The sequence below is a fragment of the Lacrimispora sp. 38-1 genome (genome assembly GCF_049890855.1).
Lineage (GTDB): Bacteria > Bacillota > Clostridia > Lachnospirales > Lachnospiraceae > Lacrimispora.
Genome location: NZ_JBANEW010000078.1, coordinates 116,620 through 135,718 on the forward strand (window position 1 = coordinate 116,620; position 19,099 = coordinate 135,718).

21 protein-coding genes are annotated in these 19,099 nt (G+C 46.0%); 1 reads left to right on the forward strand and 20 read right to left on the reverse strand.

Annotated elements, in window-relative coordinates:
* Positions 1 to 110: 110 nt before the first annotated feature.
* The 6 genes from V7D18_RS22520 to V7D18_RS22545 all read right to left on the reverse strand — a co-directional run bounded on the left by V7D18_RS22520 (position 111) and on the right by V7D18_RS22545 (position 4,420).
* On the reverse strand, positions 111 to 1,430 hold the full coding sequence (locus V7D18_RS22520) for an aspartate kinase (RefSeq protein ID WP_426157699.1): 1,320 nt from the start codon (positions 1,428 to 1,430) through the stop codon (positions 111 to 113).
* Between the two features lie 111 nt (positions 1,431 to 1,541).
* The gene (locus tag V7D18_RS22525; RefSeq protein WP_426157701.1) at positions 1,542 to 2,168 is read right to left on the reverse strand and encodes an arginase family protein; all 627 of its coding nucleotides are present in this window, start codon (positions 2,166 to 2,168) and stop codon (positions 1,542 to 1,544) included.
* 125 nt (positions 2,169 to 2,293) lie between these two features.
* On the reverse strand, positions 2,294 to 2,887 hold the full coding sequence (locus tag V7D18_RS22530) for a hydrolase (protein WP_426157703.1): 594 nt from the start codon (positions 2,885 to 2,887) through the stop codon (positions 2,294 to 2,296).
* Positions 2,884 to 3,345, reverse strand: a complete 462-nt coding sequence (locus V7D18_RS22535; RefSeq protein ID WP_426157705.1) for a DUF523 domain-containing protein — start codon at positions 3,343 to 3,345, stop codon at positions 2,884 to 2,886. The genes V7D18_RS22530 and V7D18_RS22535 overlap by 4 nt, the downstream gene beginning before the upstream one ends.
* 89 nt (positions 3,346 to 3,434) lie before the next feature.
* Positions 3,435 to 4,025, reverse strand: coding sequence for an ATP-dependent Clp protease proteolytic subunit (locus V7D18_RS22540; RefSeq protein ID WP_426157707.1), 591 nt, complete (start codon positions 4,023 to 4,025; stop codon positions 3,435 to 3,437).
* Complete coding sequence (locus tag V7D18_RS22545) at positions 4,022 to 4,420, reverse strand: helix-turn-helix transcriptional regulator (protein ID WP_426157709.1); 399 nt, start codon at positions 4,418 to 4,420, stop codon at positions 4,022 to 4,024. Before V7D18_RS22545 ends, V7D18_RS22540 begins: the two co-directional genes overlap by 4 nt.
* A gap of 187 nt (positions 4,421 to 4,607) precedes the next feature.
* Between V7D18_RS22545 and V7D18_RS22550 the strand changes: the two genes are divergently transcribed.
* Positions 4,608 to 5,810: an FprA family A-type flavoprotein gene (locus tag V7D18_RS22550; protein WP_426157710.1), complete on the forward strand. Its 1,203-nt coding sequence runs from the start codon at positions 4,608 to 4,610 to the stop codon at positions 5,808 to 5,810.
* 73 nt (positions 5,811 to 5,883) lie between these two features.
* On the opposite strand, the gene V7D18_RS22555 is transcribed toward V7D18_RS22550, so the two are convergent.
* From V7D18_RS22555 to V7D18_RS22620, 14 genes are all read right to left on the reverse strand, one after another.
* Positions 5,884 to 6,639, reverse strand: coding sequence for a LamB/YcsF family protein (locus V7D18_RS22555; protein ID WP_426157712.1), 756 nt, complete (start codon positions 6,637 to 6,639; stop codon positions 5,884 to 5,886).
* Between the two features lie 30 nt (positions 6,640 to 6,669).
* On the reverse strand, positions 6,670 to 7,479 hold the full coding sequence (locus V7D18_RS22560) for a putative hydro-lyase (RefSeq protein WP_426157713.1): 810 nt from the start codon (positions 7,477 to 7,479) through the stop codon (positions 6,670 to 6,672).
* A 26-nt stretch (positions 7,480 to 7,505) separates the two neighbouring features.
* Positions 7,506 to 8,534: a biotin-dependent carboxyltransferase family protein gene (locus V7D18_RS22565; RefSeq protein ID WP_426157715.1), complete on the reverse strand. Its 1,029-nt coding sequence runs from the start codon at positions 8,532 to 8,534 to the stop codon at positions 7,506 to 7,508.
* 4 nt (positions 8,535 to 8,538) lie between these two features.
* Positions 8,539 to 9,225, reverse strand: a complete 687-nt coding sequence (pxpB, locus tag V7D18_RS22570; RefSeq protein ID WP_426157717.1) for a 5-oxoprolinase subunit PxpB — start codon at positions 9,223 to 9,225, stop codon at positions 8,539 to 8,541.
* Entirely contained in the window at positions 9,203 to 10,303 is a 1,101-nt protein-coding gene (locus tag V7D18_RS22575) for a DUF4392 domain-containing protein (protein ID WP_426157718.1), read from the reverse strand. The genes pxpB and V7D18_RS22575 overlap by 23 nt, the downstream gene beginning before the upstream one ends.
* A gap of 35 nt (positions 10,304 to 10,338) precedes the next feature.
* Positions 10,339 to 11,205: an aminotransferase class IV gene (locus tag V7D18_RS22580; RefSeq protein ID WP_426157720.1), complete on the reverse strand. Its 867-nt coding sequence runs from the start codon at positions 11,203 to 11,205 to the stop codon at positions 10,339 to 10,341.
* Positions 11,202 to 11,864 carry an AAA family ATPase gene (locus V7D18_RS22585; protein ID WP_426157722.1) on the reverse strand — a complete coding sequence of 221 codons (663 nt, stop codon included), beginning with the start codon at positions 11,862 to 11,864 and terminating at the stop codon, positions 11,202 to 11,204. The genes V7D18_RS22580 and V7D18_RS22585 overlap by 4 nt, the downstream gene beginning before the upstream one ends.
* Before the next feature lie 11 nt (positions 11,865 to 11,875).
* Positions 11,876 to 12,574: an ABC transporter ATP-binding protein gene (locus tag V7D18_RS22590; protein WP_426157724.1), complete on the reverse strand. Its 699-nt coding sequence runs from the start codon at positions 12,572 to 12,574 to the stop codon at positions 11,876 to 11,878.
* A complete protein-coding gene (locus tag V7D18_RS22595; RefSeq protein WP_426157726.1) occupies positions 12,567 to 13,370 on the reverse strand; it encodes an ABC transporter ATP-binding protein in 804 nt (267 codons plus the stop codon). Before V7D18_RS22595 ends, V7D18_RS22590 begins: the two co-directional genes overlap by 8 nt.
* The gene (locus V7D18_RS22600) at positions 13,355 to 14,371 is read right to left on the reverse strand and encodes a branched-chain amino acid ABC transporter permease (RefSeq protein WP_426157728.1); all 1,017 of its coding nucleotides are present in this window, start codon (positions 14,369 to 14,371) and stop codon (positions 13,355 to 13,357) included. The genes V7D18_RS22595 and V7D18_RS22600 overlap by 16 nt, the downstream gene beginning before the upstream one ends.
* A 10-nt stretch (positions 14,372 to 14,381) precedes the next feature.
* A complete protein-coding gene (locus V7D18_RS22605; RefSeq protein WP_426157730.1) occupies positions 14,382 to 15,272 on the reverse strand; it encodes a branched-chain amino acid ABC transporter permease in 891 nt (296 codons plus the stop codon).
* A gap of 110 nt (positions 15,273 to 15,382) precedes the next feature.
* Entirely contained in the window at positions 15,383 to 16,600 is a 1,218-nt protein-coding gene (locus V7D18_RS22610) for an ABC transporter substrate-binding protein (protein WP_426157732.1), read from the reverse strand.
* A 271-nt stretch (positions 16,601 to 16,871) separates the two neighbouring features.
* On the reverse strand, positions 16,872 to 18,083 hold the full coding sequence (locus V7D18_RS22615; RefSeq protein WP_426157734.1) for a 4Fe-4S binding protein: 1,212 nt from the start codon (positions 18,081 to 18,083) through the stop codon (positions 16,872 to 16,874).
* A complete protein-coding gene (locus tag V7D18_RS22620; RefSeq protein ID WP_426157736.1) occupies positions 18,076 to 19,020 on the reverse strand; it encodes an FAD:protein FMN transferase in 945 nt (314 codons plus the stop codon). Before V7D18_RS22620 ends, V7D18_RS22615 begins: the two co-directional genes overlap by 8 nt.
* Between the last annotated feature and the right edge of the window lie 79 nt (positions 19,021 to 19,099).

Below are 19,099 nucleotides of genomic sequence, written 5' to 3' on the forward strand. Positions count from 1 at the left end.
CATATTTGTTTCCTGTCCAATAGTTTTTTTTACAAAATTTCCCACAAAAAAAGACAGACTTTGCGTTTGCAAATGCCTGTCTTTCTGTTACGAATATCTATTCCCGGTTCTTACACCTCAGTTGTTATAAAAATATCGTAAATCGCCTTAATTGCTTCCTCAAAATCACTGTTTCTCACGCCGATAATGATATTTAACTCACTGGAGCCCTGATCGATCATTTTGACATTGACTCTGGAATGGGCGAGAGCAGAGAAAATTCTTCCTGCAGTCCCTCTGGTCGCCTTCATGCCTCTGCCAACAACCGCAACCAGTGCAAGATCGGATTCCATCTCCACAAAATCAGGTTCTACCGCCCTGTGGATTCCGGCAATAACAGACTGCTCATATTCTTCAAATTCAGACTGGTGAACAAAAACCGTCATGGTGTCAATTCCTGATGGCATATGCTCAAAGGAGATTCCGTATTTTTCAAAAACCTCCAGCACCTTTCTCCCAAAACCGACTTCTGCATTCATCATGGCCTTTTCAATATTGATGGAGCAGAAGCCTTTCTTTCCTGCGATTCCGGTTATGGTATAACGGGGCTGTCTGCAGGTGCTTTCCACGATTAAGGTTCCCTTGTCCTCCGGCTTGTTTGTGTTGCGGATATTAATGGGAATGCCCTCTTTTCTCACGGGAAAAATGGCATCTTCATGGAGTACGCTGGCGCCCATATAAGCCAGCTCTCTTAATTCTCTGTATGTAATGGTTTCAATCACTTCCGGATCCTTAATGATTCTCGGGTCTGCCACCAGAACTCCGGATACATCCGTCCAGTTTTCATACATATCTGCATGAATCGCTTTTGCCACCACAGAACCTGTCACATCGGAGCCGCCTCTTGAAAAAGTCTTAATGGTGCCATCCTTCTTTGAGCCGTAAAATCCCGGGATAACTGCGGTCTGAGCCTGGCTTAAACGTTCGGAAAGCACCTGATCCGTAAGCTCCGCCTCAAAATTACCATCCTCATCAAAAAAGATCACCTCTGCGGCATCAATAAACTCATATCCCAAATATTCAGCCATGATCAGACTGTTTAAATATTCACCTCTTGAAGCCGCATAATCCCTGCCTGCCTTTTCTAAGAAGTTCTTTTCAATGGTATTAAATTCCTCATCAAGGCTCATATTCAGGGAAAGTCCGCTGATAATTTCCATATAGCGGTCTTTGATTTTTTCCAGAATGCTTTTGTAGCTCTTTCCCGCTTCAGCCGCATCGTAACACTGATACAGCAGATCTGTTACCTTTTCATCCTTGTCGTTACGCTTTCCCGGCGCAGATGGAACTACATATTTTCTGCTCTTGTCTGCGCGGATGATATTTCCCACCTTCTCAAACTGCCTGGCGCTGGCTAAAGAGCTTCCTCCGAATTTCACAACTTTTTTCATGGCGTCTTTCTCCTCTGATACAGGTTAATATCTACATATTTAACGGAAATAATATCTTAATTGTCACCAGCTGTCAAGTGGTTTTCTCTAATTATGTATATTTTTCCATCATCATGCATAAATTCTCTTTTCCAGAAACATATTCAAAATCGTTTCATTGGCCAGGCTGTTTCGTTTATCCGACTCTTCAATCCGCCTGTTTCCTCCGCTGATGCTGTTATATTCCCCGCAGATATCAACTGCCAGTACCGGTTCTTTCCTGCGGATTATCTCCCATGCCTGATGAAGCTGAGCCAGTGTCATACTTCCCTGATCCCAGTCGGTGATGAGTTCATTGGAAGAAAATACATCTTTATCTACGGATAAATACACAGGATCCTTCAATTGTCTGGCGAAGTCTGATATCCAGTCAGTTCCGGATAACTCCGATTCTGTATATATCTTCACTCTGTCCTTAAACTCCTCCCTGACTGCACAGGCCAGCTCATCGGACACACCGATTAAAATAACACGCTTTAAGAAATCATTTTCCTTAAGTATCTGGCGGATCCAGTTCCCGCAGGAGAGGATGCCCTCAAAGCTGGAGGCAAGCAGATCTGCGTGATGGTCAAATACCACCAGATCATAAGGCTCTTTGCAGTTCTTTTGCAGGATGTAGCTGACATAATGAAAATTTCCGCTGTCCAGAAACCGGAAGCTGCCCCCTGTTTTTTCAGCTCTGCGCTCAATCTCAGTCAAAGATTCACTGTCACAAAAGCCATGGACACCAGTTAAATCGGAACAGTCAACCCAGTCATAAGGAACCGTTCTGTAGAAATCCTGTCTTTTGTAAACATCTGTAAAATTAAATATGGTAACCGGTTTTATTTTCCTTTCAAAGCCTCCACCTCCTGATTTACTTCTTCCTCGCAGGAACGCATGGCAAGTATTGTTTTTTCAAATAGTTCCTCTAAAGTCCAGCCAAGATATCCGGCACCGGTTTCAATGATTTCTCTGGAACAGCCGGCAGCAAACTTTTTGTCCTTATACTTTTTCTTTAAGCTGGATACTTCCATATCCATAACACTTTTTGAAGGACGCATTCTGGCCGCTGCACCGATTAACCCGGTCAGTTCATCTGATGCAAAAAGAACCTTTTCCATCTCATGCTCCGGCTTTACCTGGGAGCAGATTCCATATCCATGACTGCATATGGCATGAACCAGCTCCTGCTCTGCACCGATTTCTTTTAAAAGCTCCGGCGCTTTTGTGCAGTGTTCCTCGGGAAATTGCTCAAAATCCACATCGTGGAGAAGTCCTGCAATTCCCCAGAAATCTTCTTCTGCCCCGTAGCCCAGTTCTTTTGCATACCACCGCATAACGCCTTCCACAGTCAGCGCATGAAGATGATGGAACGGCTCCTGATTGTATTTTATGAGTAAGTGCAGCGCCTGTTGTCTGGTTATCTCTGTTTTCATCGTGAATCTCTCCTTACTGTACCTGATTTAATGCTGCTCTCTCCAGTCACTTCGATTCCGTTTTCTTCCAACAAAGCTGCAGTGACACCGCTTCCGGGAATCTTTTTTCCGGAAAAAGTTCCGTCATAGATCATTCCGCGGCCGCAGGATGGACTGCGCTCCTTTAATATGGCCCTTTTGCAGCCGTAAATTTCGGCAAGCTTTAAGGTTTCGTCAGCACCTTTTACAAAAAAAGCGGTCACATCCTCACCAGACTGGTTGATAACGGATTCCCCTCTGCGCTCAGCCGGAGGTCTTGGTGTCTGCATTCCTCCCAGCTGTTCCGGACACACGGGAACCAGATGATACTGATCAAGCAGTGCCAGAACATCTTCATTCTTACCATTATTACCGTCATAACGGCAGTTCGCACCTAAAAGACAGGCGCTTACCAGAATTGTTTCTTTTTGATCCTTCATTCCTTTTCGCCTCCTTCCATAAGTCTTACTGTAGCAAAAAATGAAAAGGGGTTCAATCCTTTTTTTCAGATTAACCCCTAATCACAGCCTTATTTTCTTTTTTCTACAATTGCATCAATGATTCCATAATCTCTGGCCTCTGATGCTGTCATAAAATGATCTCTGTCTGTATCCCGTTCAATCTCTTCTTCGGAGTGGCCTGTATTCTCCCCAAGTATCCGGTTTAACCGTCTCTTATCCTTTTGAAGCTTTTCCGAAAAAATAAATATATCAGCCGCTTTTCCGCCAATTCCCCCTGATATACCTGGCTGATGAATCATAATCTCCGCATTGGGAAGAGCAAAACGCTTGCCTTTTGTTCCTCCTGCCAGAAGAAACGCCCCAAAGCTTGCTGCCATCCCCAGGCAGATGGTGGAGACATCGCAGCGTATAAACTTCATGGTATCATAAATTGCCAGACCGGCTGTTATGGAGCCTCCGGGGCTGTTAATGTAAAAGGAAATATCTTTTTCCGGGCCCTGGGATTCCAGAAACAACAGCTGTGCGATAATCAGCTTTGCAGAATCATCGCTCACCTCTTCACCCAGAAAAATAATCCGGTCCTTTAAAAGGCGGGAAAACAGATCATAGCTGCGTTCTCCAGAACCGGTCTGTTCAACAACATAAGGAACCATGTTCATGCTGCACACCTCCAGGCCTGGGAGTGTTTCATGACTACCTCTTTTCGCCTCATCTGCCTGTTAATTCTTGCTTTTCTGTATGTCATTGGCGTACAGCCATATACTTTTTTGAATTCCAGGGTAAATGCCTGCTGGGACTGGTATAATGCATCCTGGGCGATTCTTGCGATGGAGTCCTCTTCCATAACCAGCTTCCTCGCCGCCTCGCTGAGCCTGCGTTCCTTAACATACCGGTGAATGGTACAGTCCGTTATTTCAGAAAACATCCGGTTGATATGAAATTTAGAGTAACCGGCATAGCGGGCAATCTCCTCCACATTCAGTCTTTCCGGTGCAGATAAGTTTACTTCAATATAATCAATGATCTTACCGACTATTTTTTTCTTTTCATCCATGCTTTCTACCTCCGTGATTTGCCCTTATTATAGCAGGTTTCATTTTTTCTGTCTTAATAAAAAGTGCGGTTTCCAAAAAACACTGAATTCCTACTATGTTTATAGAAAAAGACCATGACATTTTGTTAAAAATATAGTATACTTTATACAAGATACTAGAACGAGCAATAGAAAGGAAGGCTGCAACATGTACTGTATCAAAAAAATAAAAGAAGATCTGTTCTGGGTTGGCGGAAGCGACCGCCGTCTTGCCCTGTTTGAAAATGCATATCCCATTCCCAAAGGAATTGCTTATAATTCCTACGTTCTGCTGGATGAAAAAACCGCGTTGTTTGACACGGTTGACAGAGCCATTACCGGACAGTTTATAGAGAATGTGGAAGCAGTTTTAGGAGGACGGAATCTGGATTATATTTTTGTTAATCACATGGAACCGGACCACTGCGCCACCTTAGGAGAAATGGTAAGAAGATATCCTGATGTAAAGGTCGTATGCAATGCAAAAACCGTCCCCATCATCAATCAGTTTTACGAATTCGGAGTCGATGACAGGGCTGTCATTGTAAAGGAAGGAGAGACCGTCTCTACCGGAAGACACAATTTCACCTTCTATATGGCTCCCATGGTGCACTGGCCGGAAGTTATGGTCACCTATGATACCACAGATAAGATTCTGTTTTCTGCAGACGCATTCGGCACCTTTGGCGCCATGAACGGGAATCTGTTTGCTGACGAGCTGAATTTTGAGCGTGAATGGCTTGATGATTCCAGAAGATACTATTCCAACATCGTTGGCAAATACGGCATCAACACTCAGGCATTATTAAAGAAAGTCTCAGACCTGGATATTCAGTTCCTGTGCCCTCTTCACGGACCGGTATGGCGTTCCAATATCTGCTGGTACATGGACAAGTACTGCACCTGGAGCAGCTACAAGCCGGAAGAGCAGGCAGTTATGATCGCTTACGGCTCCATATACGGCAACACGGAGAATGCCGCCAACATTCTTGCATGCCGTCTTGCAGAGCGGGGAATCCGGAATATCGTAATGTATGACGTTTCCGTAACCCATCCATCCTACATTATCTCAGAGGCATTCCGCTGCAGCCATCTGGTATTTGCATCTGCAACCTACAATGCAGGCATTTTCAGCAACATGGAGCATCTGCTTATGGATATGAAGGCCCACAACGTGCAGAACCGTACCGTTGCACTGATTGAGAACGGCTCCTGGGGCGTTATGGCAGGCAAAAAGATGACCGAAATCATCTCTGAAATGAAAAACATGACGATTCTGGACCAGACCATTACAGTAAAATCTTCCCTGAAAGAGGATCAGCTGTCGGAAATCGGGGCTCTGGCCAATACCATCGCAGATTCCATGTCTTAAAATAAATATCCCCCGGAAGAACCGGCAGATCACTGTCCGTTCCTCCGGGGGATATTCTTCTTTCTTCCATCTCTTAAAATCCCTTTATATCAATCCCTTCCTCTGTAAGGCCTTCCCTGATTTTCTTCACAAACGCCAGAGCTTTGGCACCATCTCCGTGAACACATACAGAATCAGCCTGTATGGTGATATCCCGTCCTTCCACCGTTTCCACTTTCCGTTCTCTGACCATACGGATCACCCGTTTTACAGCCTGATCTTCATCCTTTATCAGTGCACCCTTCTGGTTTCTCGGAACAAGAGTTCCGTCACTTTCATATCCCCGGTCTGCAAATACCTCACTTGCACAGAATACGCCGGTTGCTTTTGCAGCACGGATCATCTCACTGCCGCTTAAAGCCAGAAGCACCAGACTTTCATCTACCTCCTTCACCGCAAGACAGACAACCTTGGCCAGCTGATAATCCTCCGCTGCCATATTATAAAGTGCACCATGGAGCTTTACATGCCAGAGCCGCACTCCTGCTCCGGTGCAGAATGCCTTTAAGGCTCCAATCTGATATTTCACAGAGGCTTTTACTTCTTCCGGAGACAGCGACATATTCCTTCTCCCGAATCCGGCCAGATCCGGAAATCCGGGGTGAGCGCCGATTCTCACCCCATGCTCCTTACATAGTGCCACTGTCCGTTCCATCACCATGGGATCCCCTGCGTGGAATCCGCATGCAATGTTTGCAGAAGTAACGTATGGAATCACCTCTTCATCCATTCCGATCTTATAAGCTCCGTAACTTTCCCCCAAATCACAGTTCAAATCAATGACCGCCATAATCACCGCTTCCTTTCTCTAAAACCGTTTTCAGTATTTCAGCTGCGCATTCTTTACATCTGTAATAAACATATGGCCGGGAGCATGGGTAATTACAAAGGAGGGACAGCTGTTCATCACCACAGCCTGGGGTGTCACACCGCAGGGCCAGAACACCGGAACCTCCCCTTCCTTTATGGTCACCCGGTCTCCGAAGTCCGGCTTCTCAATATCCCTGATACCGATTGCCTCCGGATATCCGATCTGGACCGGAGCTCCATGTACCCTGGGCATGGCTGCAGTCATGGCTGTTGCAGCCGGAACCAGGCTGTGAGGAATGGGTCTCATGCTCACCACCATATTACCGGAAAATATTCCTGCAGGGATGCAGGGAATGGTTGTCTGGTACATGGGAACATTGACGCCCTCCTCGATCTGCCTGACCGGAATTCCCGCTTCTAACAGCTCCGCTTCAAAGGAAAAACTGCAGCCGATTAAAAAGCTGACCAGCTTTCCCCTGCGTTCCTGGTACTCCTCAAAAATTCCGGTCACATCGGTGTACTCCCCGGTACAGATCCCATCTTCATAAACCCGGTATCTGGGGAGATCTGACGCAATGATGCTGCCTGGAGCTGTAAACGGAAATGTCCGGCTGCCTGTATCAGAAACTTCAAGAAGCGGACAGGATCTGGGATTTCTCTGGCAGAACAGCAGAAAATCCCATGCAAGCTCTTTTGGAAGCACCACTAAATTCCCCTGGGCATAGCCTGAGCACATTCCGGCAGTGGGAGTATCAATCAGTCCCTTTCTGATCATATTCCTCACTTCCACAGGTTTTAAGCGGCTTAATTCTGTTCCCATTATTTTCCTTCTTTCCTGTTGATATTTTACCATTTTCCCATGGCAGTCTCAATTATTTTTTTCAGCTCCAGAAGCTTTTTATTCTCTTTCCTGGCAATTTTCACCGCTTCCATGGCAGATACGTACTGAAAAGTCACCCACTCTCCGGGACGCAGCTGGGCAAGTGCCGGAACGTCCGACCCGATTACGGCAGCAATTTTTGCATACCCACCTGTTGTCTGGTGGTCTGCCATCATTACCATAGGAAGTCCAGACGGGGTAATCTGTACGGATCCCTCTGTAATTCCGTCAGATATAATGTCCGCTCCTTTCTTCATCTCTACAGGCGCTCCTTCCAGCCTGTACGCCATTCGGTCACAATTCATGGTCAGCTGATAGTGATTTCTTATAAAGGTATTTCTTCCTTCCTCTGTAAAAGCCTCTGCCTGGGGACCAGGAACAGCCCGGAGAAGTACATACCGTTTATTTCCGCTGTACCGGAAGGGATTAGAGGGCTTTATAAACCAGGTTTCATACTCCCCCAGCATGGTAGAACGATTCATCTTATTTACCCTGGCTGCAAGCCGCTCAATCTCCTCTCTGCTTTTGCCGGATTCCAGAAGATCACCTTTTTGCAGAATCCTGCCCTCCAAACCTCCCATGCGGCATTTTAAATCTGTGGACCTGCTTCCCAGAACCTCCGGGACCGACAGCCCCCCGTAAACTGCCAGATAGGTTCTCAGTCCTTTTGATGCCATTCCAAGACTTAAACGATCCCCCCTGTTCATAGCAACAGGACGATTCATGGGAACCAAAACTCCGTTTTTCAGAGGTTTCATGTCTGCTCCAGCCAAGGCAATCACTTCATCGGAGGTAAAATAAATTTCTCCCCCTTTTAAAGTGAATTCCAAAACTGCCAGCCCCGGCTCTGATAAATTGCCGGCGAATAAATTGGCTGCTGCCATGGAATATTTATCTAAGGCTCCGCTTTCAATAAACCCCTGGCTTAAATATCCCCGTCTCCCTTTATCCTGAACAGAAGTAAACGCACCCGGCAATTTTATTTCCAGTCCCATAAAGTCACCTCTTCTCCTGTTCCACTCTGATTTTATGAAACTCCTGCAATGAAATGGGAATGAACCGTATGGTATCCCCAGCTTCATAGAGAGGCTTTTCTGCCCGTTTCACATCAAAGAGCTGACAGGGCGTTCTTCCGATCAGCCGCCAGCCGCCGGGAGATTCCATTGGATAAATGCCAGTCTGCTCTCCTCCGATTCCCACAGATCCGGCAGGTATCTTTGTCCTTGGGGAGGTGAGCCTGGGGGTATGAATTCTTTTATCCAGCCCTCCAAGATAAGGAAAACCAGGAAGAAAGCCCAGCATATAAATCCGGTAATCTCTGCCGCTGTGAATACGGATCACTTCCTGTTCCTTCCTCCCTGCATGCTCTGCCACAAAGGAAAGATCCGGTCCTAAATCCCCGCCGTAGCACACCGGGATTTCCACAATCCTGCCCGCTGATTTTTTTCTAAAGGCGACAGTCTTAGATAATTCCTCCAGTCTGCTGCTTAGTAAATCATAGTCAGTAATAAGGGGATCATAGCACACCAGAACAGAACAAAAGGCAGGTACTGTCTCTGTTATCCCTTCTATGTAAGAGGCATTGATTTTCCGGTTCAGTTCCATGACTCTGCAGTTTACGGCTTCGTCTATGGTTTCTCCCAGCTCCAGCAGCACGCCCCGGTCACCCACAGCTTTGATTCTCAATATCCTTACCCCCTTTTTGGAAGAAGCCCTTTAAAATGACCGGTCCAAACCATTGATCCGAATTGCGGGAATAGTGGACTGCGTATGCCGTACACTGACGCATCAGACTTACAATTCCGGTATTCATCCGGGTATTAAAGCCGTCAATCCCCGGAAGCAGGGATCCGGTCATATCGATCAGACCGCTTCTTGATGCCACACGCATGACCTCTGCCTCCATCTCCTCTCTGTGAAGAATCTCCATGTCCCGCTTTAAGTAGGCAAGTGCAGCCATAAGTCCATAGCAGCCCCAGTCGGAGCAGGTGGCAGTAATGATATGATCTGCACTGCTGACAGCCAGAGTTCCCCCATTGCAGCCGCAGACACATTCTCCAGGTCCGGTAAATGGGACATACTGTTTGATATGCATTCCTATGGCTCCCATGCCGATTTCATTTCCCAGATCACCTATGGCAATGTTTAAAACGCCCTTTTCTCTTAAAATCTCCCATAGAATATCACTTTTTGCTTCCAGTTCCGATACATCCTTCCCCACCGCATTATGATAAATCCCCAGACTGTTGGCACCCGGGGCTTCCACGGAAATAACTGCAGAAGGAAGGGTATCTTTTATCAGCCATTCTGCCTCAATTGCCGCTCTTTTGGAATTCTTTGTAAATGCATGGACTCCCATGCTGTAGGGAAGCTCCCGCACCGTCCTTAAATCTTCATAGATATGAAGGCCAACCACAGAGGCACATTTTTTTACTGCCTCCAGACAGTCCTCCGGACAGATAATAACTGGCTTTGCTCCAAAAGCCAATACCAGAGATCTGGCTAACAGTATGGAACTTACCATTCCATCCATCTCCGGCTTTTTGTGAGGCAGAAGCACAAACCCGGTGAGAATAAAAACCAGATCCTGTTCTTTAACAGTCTCACACAGCTTTTTAGCAGCTCTCATGGCTAACGGCTCTCCCATAGCCTTTCTGCTTCCTTCATAGAGAATCCGGCAGACTCCGTAGCCTCTTGGATCCAGATTCATCAGTGCATCTAAATTTTCTCCTACGTTCCATTTTTCCAATTCTGCCCGTTCCATCTCTTACTCCCTTTTCAAGCAGCCGTCCTGTATCATCAGACCGCATCATCAAACAAGCTCTTCTTTCCTGTATATCTTAGATATTCTCCGATGACTTCATCCTGGATCTGCTTTAACCGCTGCGGGTCTTTTCCTCCTACAGCTATGCCGTCGATTTCCTTTGCGTGCAGACAGAAATTAGAGGAAGAGGTCACCAGCACCTCATCTGCATCCATCAGCTCCGCAAGAGTAAATGGGCGCTCTAAAACCTGGATACCAAGGCGGTAACAGGCTTCAATCATATGGGTCTTTGAAATTCCCCGCAGAATATACTGATCATTTGGATGGGAAAGAAAGATTCCGTCTTTTAGGATGGAAACATTGCTGTGGGCACACTCAGTTACAATATCACCTCTGTGAAACACGGTTTCCTGTGCACCCAGTTTATCAGCCTTCTGGGAGGCCATTACGGAAGGCAGAAGGTTTAAGGTTTTAATGTTGCAGTGCAGGAAACGGGTGTCCTCCGCTGTGACCAGGCTGATGGGAACCTCCGGGTCCCGCAGACGGTTCGGGCGGATCATGACCCAAAGCTTACCGGTCATCTCACTGTCATAAACGTGGTTTCTGGGAGCAGCTCCTCTTGTGACCTGCCAATAGACAAAATGAGTCTCCCCTTCCACTTTTTTAAGAAGATCTGTTAAAAGCTCTGAAAGCTCCTTCTTTTCCATGGGAATCCGGATGTCAAGGGCATTTGCACTGGAATAAAAACGGTCCAGGTGATCTTCCAGCAGATAAACACGGTGATTTCCACCTACCGTTGCATCATAAACTCCGTCACCGAAAAAATGCACTCTGTCATTAAAAGGAACCATCAGTTCCTCCGGTGCAGCAATTGTTCCATCATAATAAGCAAGCTCTTTCATAACCTCTCCTTTTTTTCCGGGCAAATGCCAAATTTCATCCTGATATACTCCTCAATCAGTTTCGCGCAGTTATCAAGCCCCAGACTTTCCGTATCCAGACACAGGTCATAATTTCGCGGATTTTTCCACTGTCTTCCGGTATGATACAGGTAATAGGCATTGCGGTACCGGTCCAGCTGGTCAATGTAGCGTTCTGCTTCCGGCTCTGAAATCCCCTGCCGCTCCATCTCACGCTTTACCCGGAATTCATAGGAAGCATCTAAATACACAGACACCACATTGGGCTCTCCCTTCAATACAAAATCAGCAGCTCTTCCCACACACACATAGGATTCCTGGGTAAGCAGCTCTTTTAACACCTTTGCCTGATAATTAAATAAATTCTGGTCTGATAAAAAGTTTCCGCTTTCTGCAGGGATGATCTCTCCATTATAAACCCTTTTAAATGCCCCATACAACAATGTTTTTTTCGTATTTTCATCTGCCTGGGCAAAAATGGTTTCGTTGATTCCGCTGTCCTCTGCAGCCAGCCGTAAAAGCTTCCTGTCATAGTAATCGATTCCGTAATCAGAAGCCAGCTTTTTTCCTATATGGCTTCCTCCTCCGCTTCCGCAGGTGCGGGTTATGGCAATTGCAAAAAAATGATTCTGTTTGTTCATGCATCTTCCTCCTACTGTCCCAGATATGCCTTTTTCACCCTGTCATCCCTTAATAATTCTCCGGCATTGCCGGATATGGTGATCTTCCCCGTTTCCATCACATAGGCACGGCTTGAAATAGACAAAGCCATCTTCGCATTCTGCTCCACTAAAAGGACGGTAATACCTCTCCGGTTCACTTCTTTGATGATTGAAAATATTTCCTTTACCAGAAGAGGGGACAGGCCCATGGAGGGTTCATCCATCAGGATCATATTCGGCTTTGCCATAAGAGCCCTTCCTACTGCAAGCATCTGCTGCTCTCCTCCTGATAAGGTGCCTGCAAGCTGCCTGCGCCGTTCCTTCAAACGTCCGAAACGTTCAAATACCTCTTCCATATTTGCCTGCATATCTTTTCTGTCGGTAAATGCCCCCATCTCTAAATTTTCTTCCACCGTCATCTGGGGGAAGATATGCCTGCCCTCCGGAACATGGGCCAGCTTTAAGGTAATAATTTTGCTGGGTTCCATTTTTCTTAAATCGGTTCCATTAAAACGGATCTCACCGTCATCTGCCTTTTTCAGGCCGGAAATGGTTCTTAAAATGGTGGTCTTTCCCGCCCCGTTTGCACCGATTAAGGACACTACCTCACCGTCATGTACTTCAAGGGAGACTCCGTGTATGGCTTTAATTGCTCCGTAAGAGACTGCCAGATTCTTAACTTCAAGCATCCTCCTCCACCTCCTCCTCTTTTCCCAGGTACGCTTCTATCACCCCTGTATCATTAGCGATTTCCTCCGGCGTTCCGCAGGCGATTGTGGTTCCGAAATCCAGCACCAGAATGCGTTCGCAGATTTTCATAACAAGGCTCATATCATGCTCGATTAAAAGGACCGATATCTTAAACTCATTGCGTATGAAATGAATGATGTCCAGAAGCTCCTCTGTTTCTGTGGGGTTCATCCCTGCTGCCGGCTCATCTAAAAGGAGCAGCTTCATATCCGTAGCCAGGGCTCTGGCTATTTCCAGACGGCGCTGCTGTCCGTATGGAAGATTTCCAGCCTCATAATCCTCCAGCCCGCTTAAATGTACGATTTTAAGAAGCTCCTTTGCCCGTTCTGTCAGTGCCTTCTCCTCGTTCCAGTAGACCGGTGTTCTGAAAACCGCATGAAACAGCCCGTAGGACAGTTTTCTTTCCATTGCTGTTTTCACATTGTCAATCACTGACATTTTCTTAAACAGGCGTATATTCTGAAAGGTTCTTGCAATTCCGGCATCCACGATCTGGTGTGTCTTCTTCCCATTCATCCGCTGTCCATTTAAGTAAAAGGAACCTTCTGTCGGCTTGTATACACCGGTGATCAAGTTAAATACCGTGGTTTTGCCGGCTCCGTTTGGCCCGATGAGGCCTACCAGCTCCGATTCTCCGATTTCCATATTAAAGCTGTCCACCGCTTTTAAACCGCCAAACTGAATTCCCAGATTCTGAACCTTTAATACGGGCGCTTTCTTTACAGCTGCTTCCATGGCTGCATACCTCCCTCCGCTTTCACCTGCTCTTTCTTTTCTGCCCTGCGTAATACTCCGGTAAGGGAAAATTCCCAATTTCCGAAAATGCCGCCTGGTTTAAAAATCATAACAATAATAAGAACGACCGAATACGCCAGCATGCGGTATTGGGAAAACTGGCGCATCATCTCGGGAAGAGAGGACAGAAAAGCTGCCCCGATAATGGAGCCGGTTAAGGATCCGATTCCACCGATAATTACCTCGGAAAGAAGCTCCGCAGAGTACATAAAGTTAAAATTGGTGGGAATCATGGCAGTCATATAATGAGCGTAAATCCCTCCCCCTACTCCTGCAAAAAAAGCGGCAACGGAAAATGTCAGTACTTTATAATAGGTCACATTAATTCCGGAGGCGGCTGCCGCAATATAATCCTCCCGTATTGCCTTTACCGTTCTCCCAAACCGGCTGCGGATATACAAATACATCACTGCCACGCAGGCTGCCATAATCCAGTAGCACCAGTAAAAGTCTGACAGTTTTAGAATGCCGCTCATCGTCTTTCCTCCCCCTGTTATGGAGAAATTACAGAAGCAGACCCGGATGATTTCTGCAAAGGCTACCGTTACAATCGCCAGATAATCTCCTCTCAGACGAAGAGCCGGTATTCCGACGAACACTCCCGTAATCCCTGCAGCAATTCCTCCTGCCAGGAGAGCCACAAGGAATAAAACAAGATCAGGCAGCCCCTTTCCAGTGAGCGCACCGGAAACAATGGCGGATGCATAGGCTCCCACAGAGACAAATCCCGCATGGCCAAGAGAAAATTCTCCCATACAGCCCACTACCAGGTTTAAGGAAGCAACCATTATGATTGTATAGCAGGCAGTTGTGCATATTCCTTTGATATACTGGGTGGCTGCTCCGAATATCCTTGACTCAAAAAGCAGGACAAAGAGCAGGAAAACAGCCACAACACCCAGGAAATTAATGATATATGAGATCTTAACCCGTTTATCCATAATCCACCCCCTAAACTTTCTCGCCCGCATTCATTCCAAGAATGCCAGACGGTTTTACCAGCAGTATAATAATGAGAATGGCATAGGTAATGGCTTCATACCACCCCGGAGCGAACAGTTTTACAAATATCTCAATCAGACCCACTAAAATTCCTCCAAGCATGGCACCGGGTATGACTCCGATTCCCCCAAGCACAGCGGCAATAAAGGCTTTCAGTCCCATCATGGATCCCATGTCATTGGTTACACGGGGATATTTGGCACAGTACATCAGTGCGGCAACTGCCGCAAGTCCGGAACCGATGGCAAATGTGACGGTAATCACTTTGTTCACATTAATTCCTGCGAGAATGGAAGCATCCCGGTCCTGGGGAACTGCCCGCATGGCCTTACCCATTCTGGTTCTTTTGATAAAAAGCTGCAGCCCCGCCATCATACATATACCGATACCGATGGTCAGAAGAACATTTAAAGGAAGAGCTGTCCCAAAGACACTGACGGAAGGAAGATCAAAGATTTTCTGTACGTTATGAGGTTTTGCCCCAAAAAGAACCATTGCAAGATTCTCCAGAAACAGGCTCATGGCAAGTGCCGTAATGAGCGCGGACATGGCTCCTGCTTTTCTTACCGGCTTATATGCCACAACCTCCACAACCACTCCTGTTCCTGCACAGATTACAATGGCGAGAAATACGGACAGCCATGGGGGCATTCCGGCATTGATCATAAGGGGAATGGTATAAAACAGGGTATAGGAACCGATCATGATAAAATCGCCGTGGGCAAAATTAATCATACGGATAATTCCGTATACCATCGTATAGCCCAGCGCAATCAGGGCGTAAATCGCCCCCTGGTTCAGTCCGTTTATCAGGCTTTGAAAAAATAATGAAAATGTCATAGGCCGTTTCCTTTCTCTTTCAAATGGAAAATGTGCACCAAAGACATTTTCATGCTTTCATGCACATCTCCTGATTGTCTTTTTAAGACTTATTTCCATCTTTTATCTCTTTATTTTTTGGTTCCTTCCGGTGATAAGGTCATCAACCATTTTACCTTGCCGCCCTCAAAGGTATTGATGGCAACGGATTTTTCAGGATCTCCGTTTTCATCAAGGGTGAAGGTTCCCCCTACACCCGTAAAGGTCATTTTCGTCATTCCCTTAATTAAGGCTGGGGTGTCTGCGGCCTTCCCGTTTTTGGCCGCTTCCGCAATCATGTAAATGGCATCATAATAAAGAGCCGCACAGGCATTTAAACTTTCTGTCCCGTATTTTTCCGTATATTTTGTAACAAAATTGGATACTGCCGGAGCTGTATCTTCTGATGAGTAGTGGTTGGTGAAATAGCAGTTATCAAACTTATCTTCCACGCCTTTTGTATCCGCGCCGTCCCATCCGTCACCGCCCATAATGGCACCGGTAAAGCCTGCATCTCTGGCTGCTCCCACTAACAGCGGAACGGTATCTAAGAAACAGGGATAGAACAGGAAATCTGCTCCCTTTGCCACCACTTGGGAAGCCTGGGAAGAAAAGTCCGTATCCTTTGTGGTGCATTCGCCGGTGTAAACAATCTCAATTCCATTTGCCTTGGCATTTTCTATAAACGCATCCTTTAAACCATTGGAATAATCATCATCCTTTGCATAGATAACCGCTGCTTTTGCCCAGCCCTTTTCTTTTGCAAACTGTGCTGCCATTTTTCCCTGATAAGGATCGATGAAGCAGTCACGGAAGATGCTGGGGCCTTTTAATGTAACATCTTTATTGGTAGCTCCGGTTGCAAGAAGGAGCATATTATCTTTGGAAGCCTGTTCTGCTATGGGGAGGGTTACCGATGAGAAAAAGCAGCCCACTATGGCATTAGGGCTTTCCTTCATCAGACTGTTATACGCATTGATTGCCTGCTTTGCGTCACTGGCATCGTCAACTACTTTTCCTCCGTTGACAATCTCAATTTTGTACTCCGAATCGCTGGAATTGATTTCTTCTGCTGCCATGGTAATGGCATTCTGGGCCCCTTCTCCATAGATGGCGGAACCCCCTGTCATAGAGCAGATGGCACCGATCTTAATGGTCTTTGAAGACTCCTGGCCTGCGGTTTTCGTTTCCCCTGAAGCCGCCTTTGTCCCTGCCCCTGCCGCACTTTGCTGTGCAGTTGAACCGCACCCGGCAAGAAGAGTGCTGGCCATAGCTCCAATCAGCACTGCAGATAATAACCTTTTTTTCATATTCCGTTCCTCCTCATGCTTTTTTTGTCATATAAAACGATATTTTGTCAAACAAAAAGAGGCTCTCCCGCTAAATACTGGGGAAAACCTCCTCGTTCTCCAAAAAGAAACTGGGATGCTCCGAGAGGATATTATGTCCAAAAAGCAAAAGAAGCCGCAACTGCCTTCCCGGCAGTTGAGACTCCATCGTTCTCTCGTTTTATATGTTGGGAGCATTATACCACTTGCGAAAAAAAAGCACAAGTGGTATTTGATTTTTTTCCATATCCTGTTATTTTTTGCCGTGATGTCCATGCCCCTCTGATTTTAAAGTACTGTTGGGGTTCGTATAGGAAATATTCAGTGCGTTGGCAACTGATTCCATAATGCCGTTGCTGCTGAAGGTAGCACCGGAAACCGCATCTACCTCGGCACTCTGACTGTTTAAAATCTCAGCCGTCACCTTCTCCACTGCCTTGTTAAAATATGGCTTATCATCTTCGTAGGATAAAACTGTTATGTCCGTAATATTTCCATTTTCTACCGTAACGCTAGTTTTGGTCTCTCCACGGAAACCCTGCCCGGTTCCTGTATAGGTACCATCTGCATAGCTTCCAGTCTCAGTCCTGACTTCGACTGCTGCCGGAGTCTGGCTGCTAACCATCTGAGCCTGCGTATTACCTGCATAAACCAGCCCGAACATAGCTGCCGCTGAGACTGCTGAGACCGCCACCGGCGCCCCGTTCGCTCTGGCATTCTGTCTTGGGCAGCCGGCTGTACACTCAAAACAGTCGATGCATTCTCCTGAAGTGACCGTATCGTACTGATAAAGAGGAATTCCCATACTGCATTTGCTGGTACACAGTCTGCAGCTTCCACATTTGCTCCTGTCTTTTTTTATCCGGAACAGACGGAATCTGGACATGATCGCAAAGACAGCTCCAAGAGGGCATAAATAGCGGCAGAAAAACCGTTCTACCAGAAAAGAACCAGCTATTATAAGAAGCAGAAGAAAACCACCTATGGTAAATAAATACTGGATCGATGGCCAGCTTCCGATTTTTGAATACATGCCGAAAACTGCCCAGGGACCAGTCATATTGTCAAGACTTCCGATATGAAATGTCCATATCCCAAATATAATAAATACCAGAATAACATATTTTAAATTTTTCAGCCATGCATCGGCCTTTTCATTTACTTTTAACCCCTTATTCCCTGTTTTCTTTGACAGGAACCAAAGAAAATCTCCCATAGCGCCGAAGCTGCATAAAAATCCACAGAAAAATCTGCCTGTAAGTATGGTAATTATCATGCTTCCCAGGAAAAGGGTAAGTTGGGGAAGCATAGCCGAAAATGAAAAGTTTCCTGCAAGAGCAGCACTGTAAATTTCTTTCATTGCATAAAAAATACTGGTGAACAGCCCCGGCAGAACCAGAAAGGATATGACCTGAATGATTCTTCTCCATACTCTGACTGAACTTCTTTTTTTCTTATTATCCATAGTTATTAATCTCCTTTTTTCCCATGTTAAATTTATCTGCCAATCCCGGTGTTACGTAAGTGGCCCCTGATTCCTCCATAAAGATTCCCTCCAAGTGATAATCATTTAAAAGCTTCATTCCTGATTCCAGACCCATGACAAAAACAGCCGTAGATAATCCATCCAGTTCGCATGCCAGGTCACCAGTCAGAGACACTCCTGCTAATCCGCTGTTGGATGGAAATCCGGTGGCTGGATTCAGAATATGGTGATATCTCTGTCCGTCTTTTTCAAAGAACCTTTCATAATCCCCGGAAGTTACAACTGCCTGATTGCAGATTTTTAACGTACCGGCTGGCACTCCTGTTGTTGCAAATGGATTTTGAATTCCAATCTGTTTTGGACTTCCAAACGCAATGACCGTTCCTCCAAAATTAATAAATCCTTCTGCTATTCCCTCATCCATTAATATTTGTTTTGCGGCGTCTGCCGCATATCCTTTGGCTATTCCCCCCAGATCCAGTTCCTGCCCCTTTTGTGACAATCCCACCTGGTCTCCGTCAAGGACAATATTTCTGAAATTTATTAAATTCATGGCTCGTTTCATATCTTCCAGGCATGGCAGTCTGTTTTCCCTTTTTGCTTTTCTCCAGAGCCTTAAGAGGCTTCCTGAGGTAATATCAAAAGCACCCTGTGAATTTTTTGAAAGTTCAACCGCCTTTTTAATCACTTCACTGGTCTCCCTGCTGACTTTTACCATATTTTTTCCTGCCGACCGGTTAATTTCTGCTATCTCACTATCCTCTCTGAAAACAGAAAACATATGGTCAAAACGAAGGATTTGCAGCTTGATACGGTCCAGAACTTTCGTAATCTGTTCCGCTGAAAGCTCCTGATCAAAAACAGCCACAGTATTGGCTGTACCCAGGGCAAAAAAAGTTTTCTGTATCTGCCTCATTTTTATGTCTCCTTTCCTCCTCGTTTCTGCTGCTATCATAATCTTCAAAAATTAAAACAAGATTAAAAATAAGTGTTAT

What these genes read in the sequence shown, in the direction of transcription:
- V7D18_RS22520 (WP_426157699.1), bottom strand. Translation starts at nt 1,430, where the DNA reads ATGAAAAAAGTTGTGAAATTCGGAGGAAGCTCTTTAGCCAGCGCCAGG.
- V7D18_RS22530 (WP_426157703.1), bottom strand. Translation starts at nt 2,887, where the DNA reads ATGAAAACAGAGATAACCAGACAACAGGCGCTGCACTTACTCATAAAA.
- V7D18_RS22535 (WP_426157705.1), bottom strand. Translation starts at nt 3,345, where the DNA reads ATGAAGGATCAAAAAGAAACAATTCTGGTAAGCGCCTGTCTTTTAGGT.
- V7D18_RS22540 (WP_426157707.1), bottom strand. Translation starts at nt 4,025, where the DNA reads ATGAACATGGTTCCTTATGTTGTTGAACAGACCGGTTCTGGAGAACGC.
- V7D18_RS22545 (WP_426157709.1), bottom strand. Translation starts at nt 4,420, where the DNA reads ATGGATGAAAAGAAAAAAATAGTCGGTAAGATCATTGATTATATTGAA.
- V7D18_RS22550 (WP_426157710.1), top strand. Translation starts at nt 4,608, where the DNA reads ATGTACTGTATCAAAAAAATAAAAGAAGATCTGTTCTGGGTTGGCGGA.
- V7D18_RS22555 (WP_426157712.1), bottom strand. Translation starts at nt 6,639, where the DNA reads ATGGCGGTCATTGATTTGAACTGTGATTTGGGGGAAAGTTACGGAGCT.
- V7D18_RS22560 (WP_426157713.1), bottom strand. Translation starts at nt 7,479, where the DNA reads ATGGGAACAGAATTAAGCCGCTTAAAACCTGTGGAAGTGAGGAATATG.
- V7D18_RS22565 (WP_426157715.1), bottom strand. Translation starts at nt 8,534, where the DNA reads ATGGGACTGGAAATAAAATTGCCGGGTGCGTTTACTTCTGTTCAGGAT.
- V7D18_RS22575 (WP_426157718.1), bottom strand. Translation starts at nt 10,303, where the DNA reads ATGGAACGGGCAGAATTGGAAAAATGGAACGTAGGAGAAAATTTAGAT.
- V7D18_RS22580 (WP_426157720.1), bottom strand. Translation starts at nt 11,205, where the DNA reads ATGAAAGAGCTTGCTTATTATGATGGAACAATTGCTGCACCGGAGGAA.
- V7D18_RS22585 (WP_426157722.1), bottom strand. Translation starts at nt 11,864, where the DNA reads ATGAACAAACAGAATCATTTTTTTGCAATTGCCATAACCCGCACCTGC.
- V7D18_RS22590 (WP_426157724.1), bottom strand. Translation starts at nt 12,574, where the DNA reads ATGCTTGAAGTTAAGAATCTGGCAGTCTCTTACGGAGCAATTAAAGCC.
- V7D18_RS22595 (WP_426157726.1), bottom strand. Translation starts at nt 13,370, where the DNA reads ATGGAAGCAGCTGTAAAGAAAGCGCCCGTATTAAAGGTTCAGAATCTG.
- V7D18_RS22600 (WP_426157728.1), bottom strand. Translation starts at nt 14,371, where the DNA reads ATGGATAAACGGGTTAAGATCTCATATATCATTAATTTCCTGGGTGTT.
- V7D18_RS22605 (WP_426157730.1), bottom strand. Translation starts at nt 15,272, where the DNA reads ATGACATTTTCATTATTTTTTCAAAGCCTGATAAACGGACTGAACCAG.
- V7D18_RS22610 (WP_426157732.1), bottom strand. Translation starts at nt 16,600, where the DNA reads ATGAAAAAAAGGTTATTATCTGCAGTGCTGATTGGAGCTATGGCCAGC.
- V7D18_RS22615 (WP_426157734.1), bottom strand. Translation starts at nt 18,083, where the DNA reads ATGGATAATAAGAAAAAAAGAAGTTCAGTCAGAGTATGGAGAAGAATC.
- V7D18_RS22620 (WP_426157736.1), bottom strand. Translation starts at nt 19,020, where the DNA reads ATGAGGCAGATACAGAAAACTTTTTTTGCCCTGGGTACAGCCAATACT.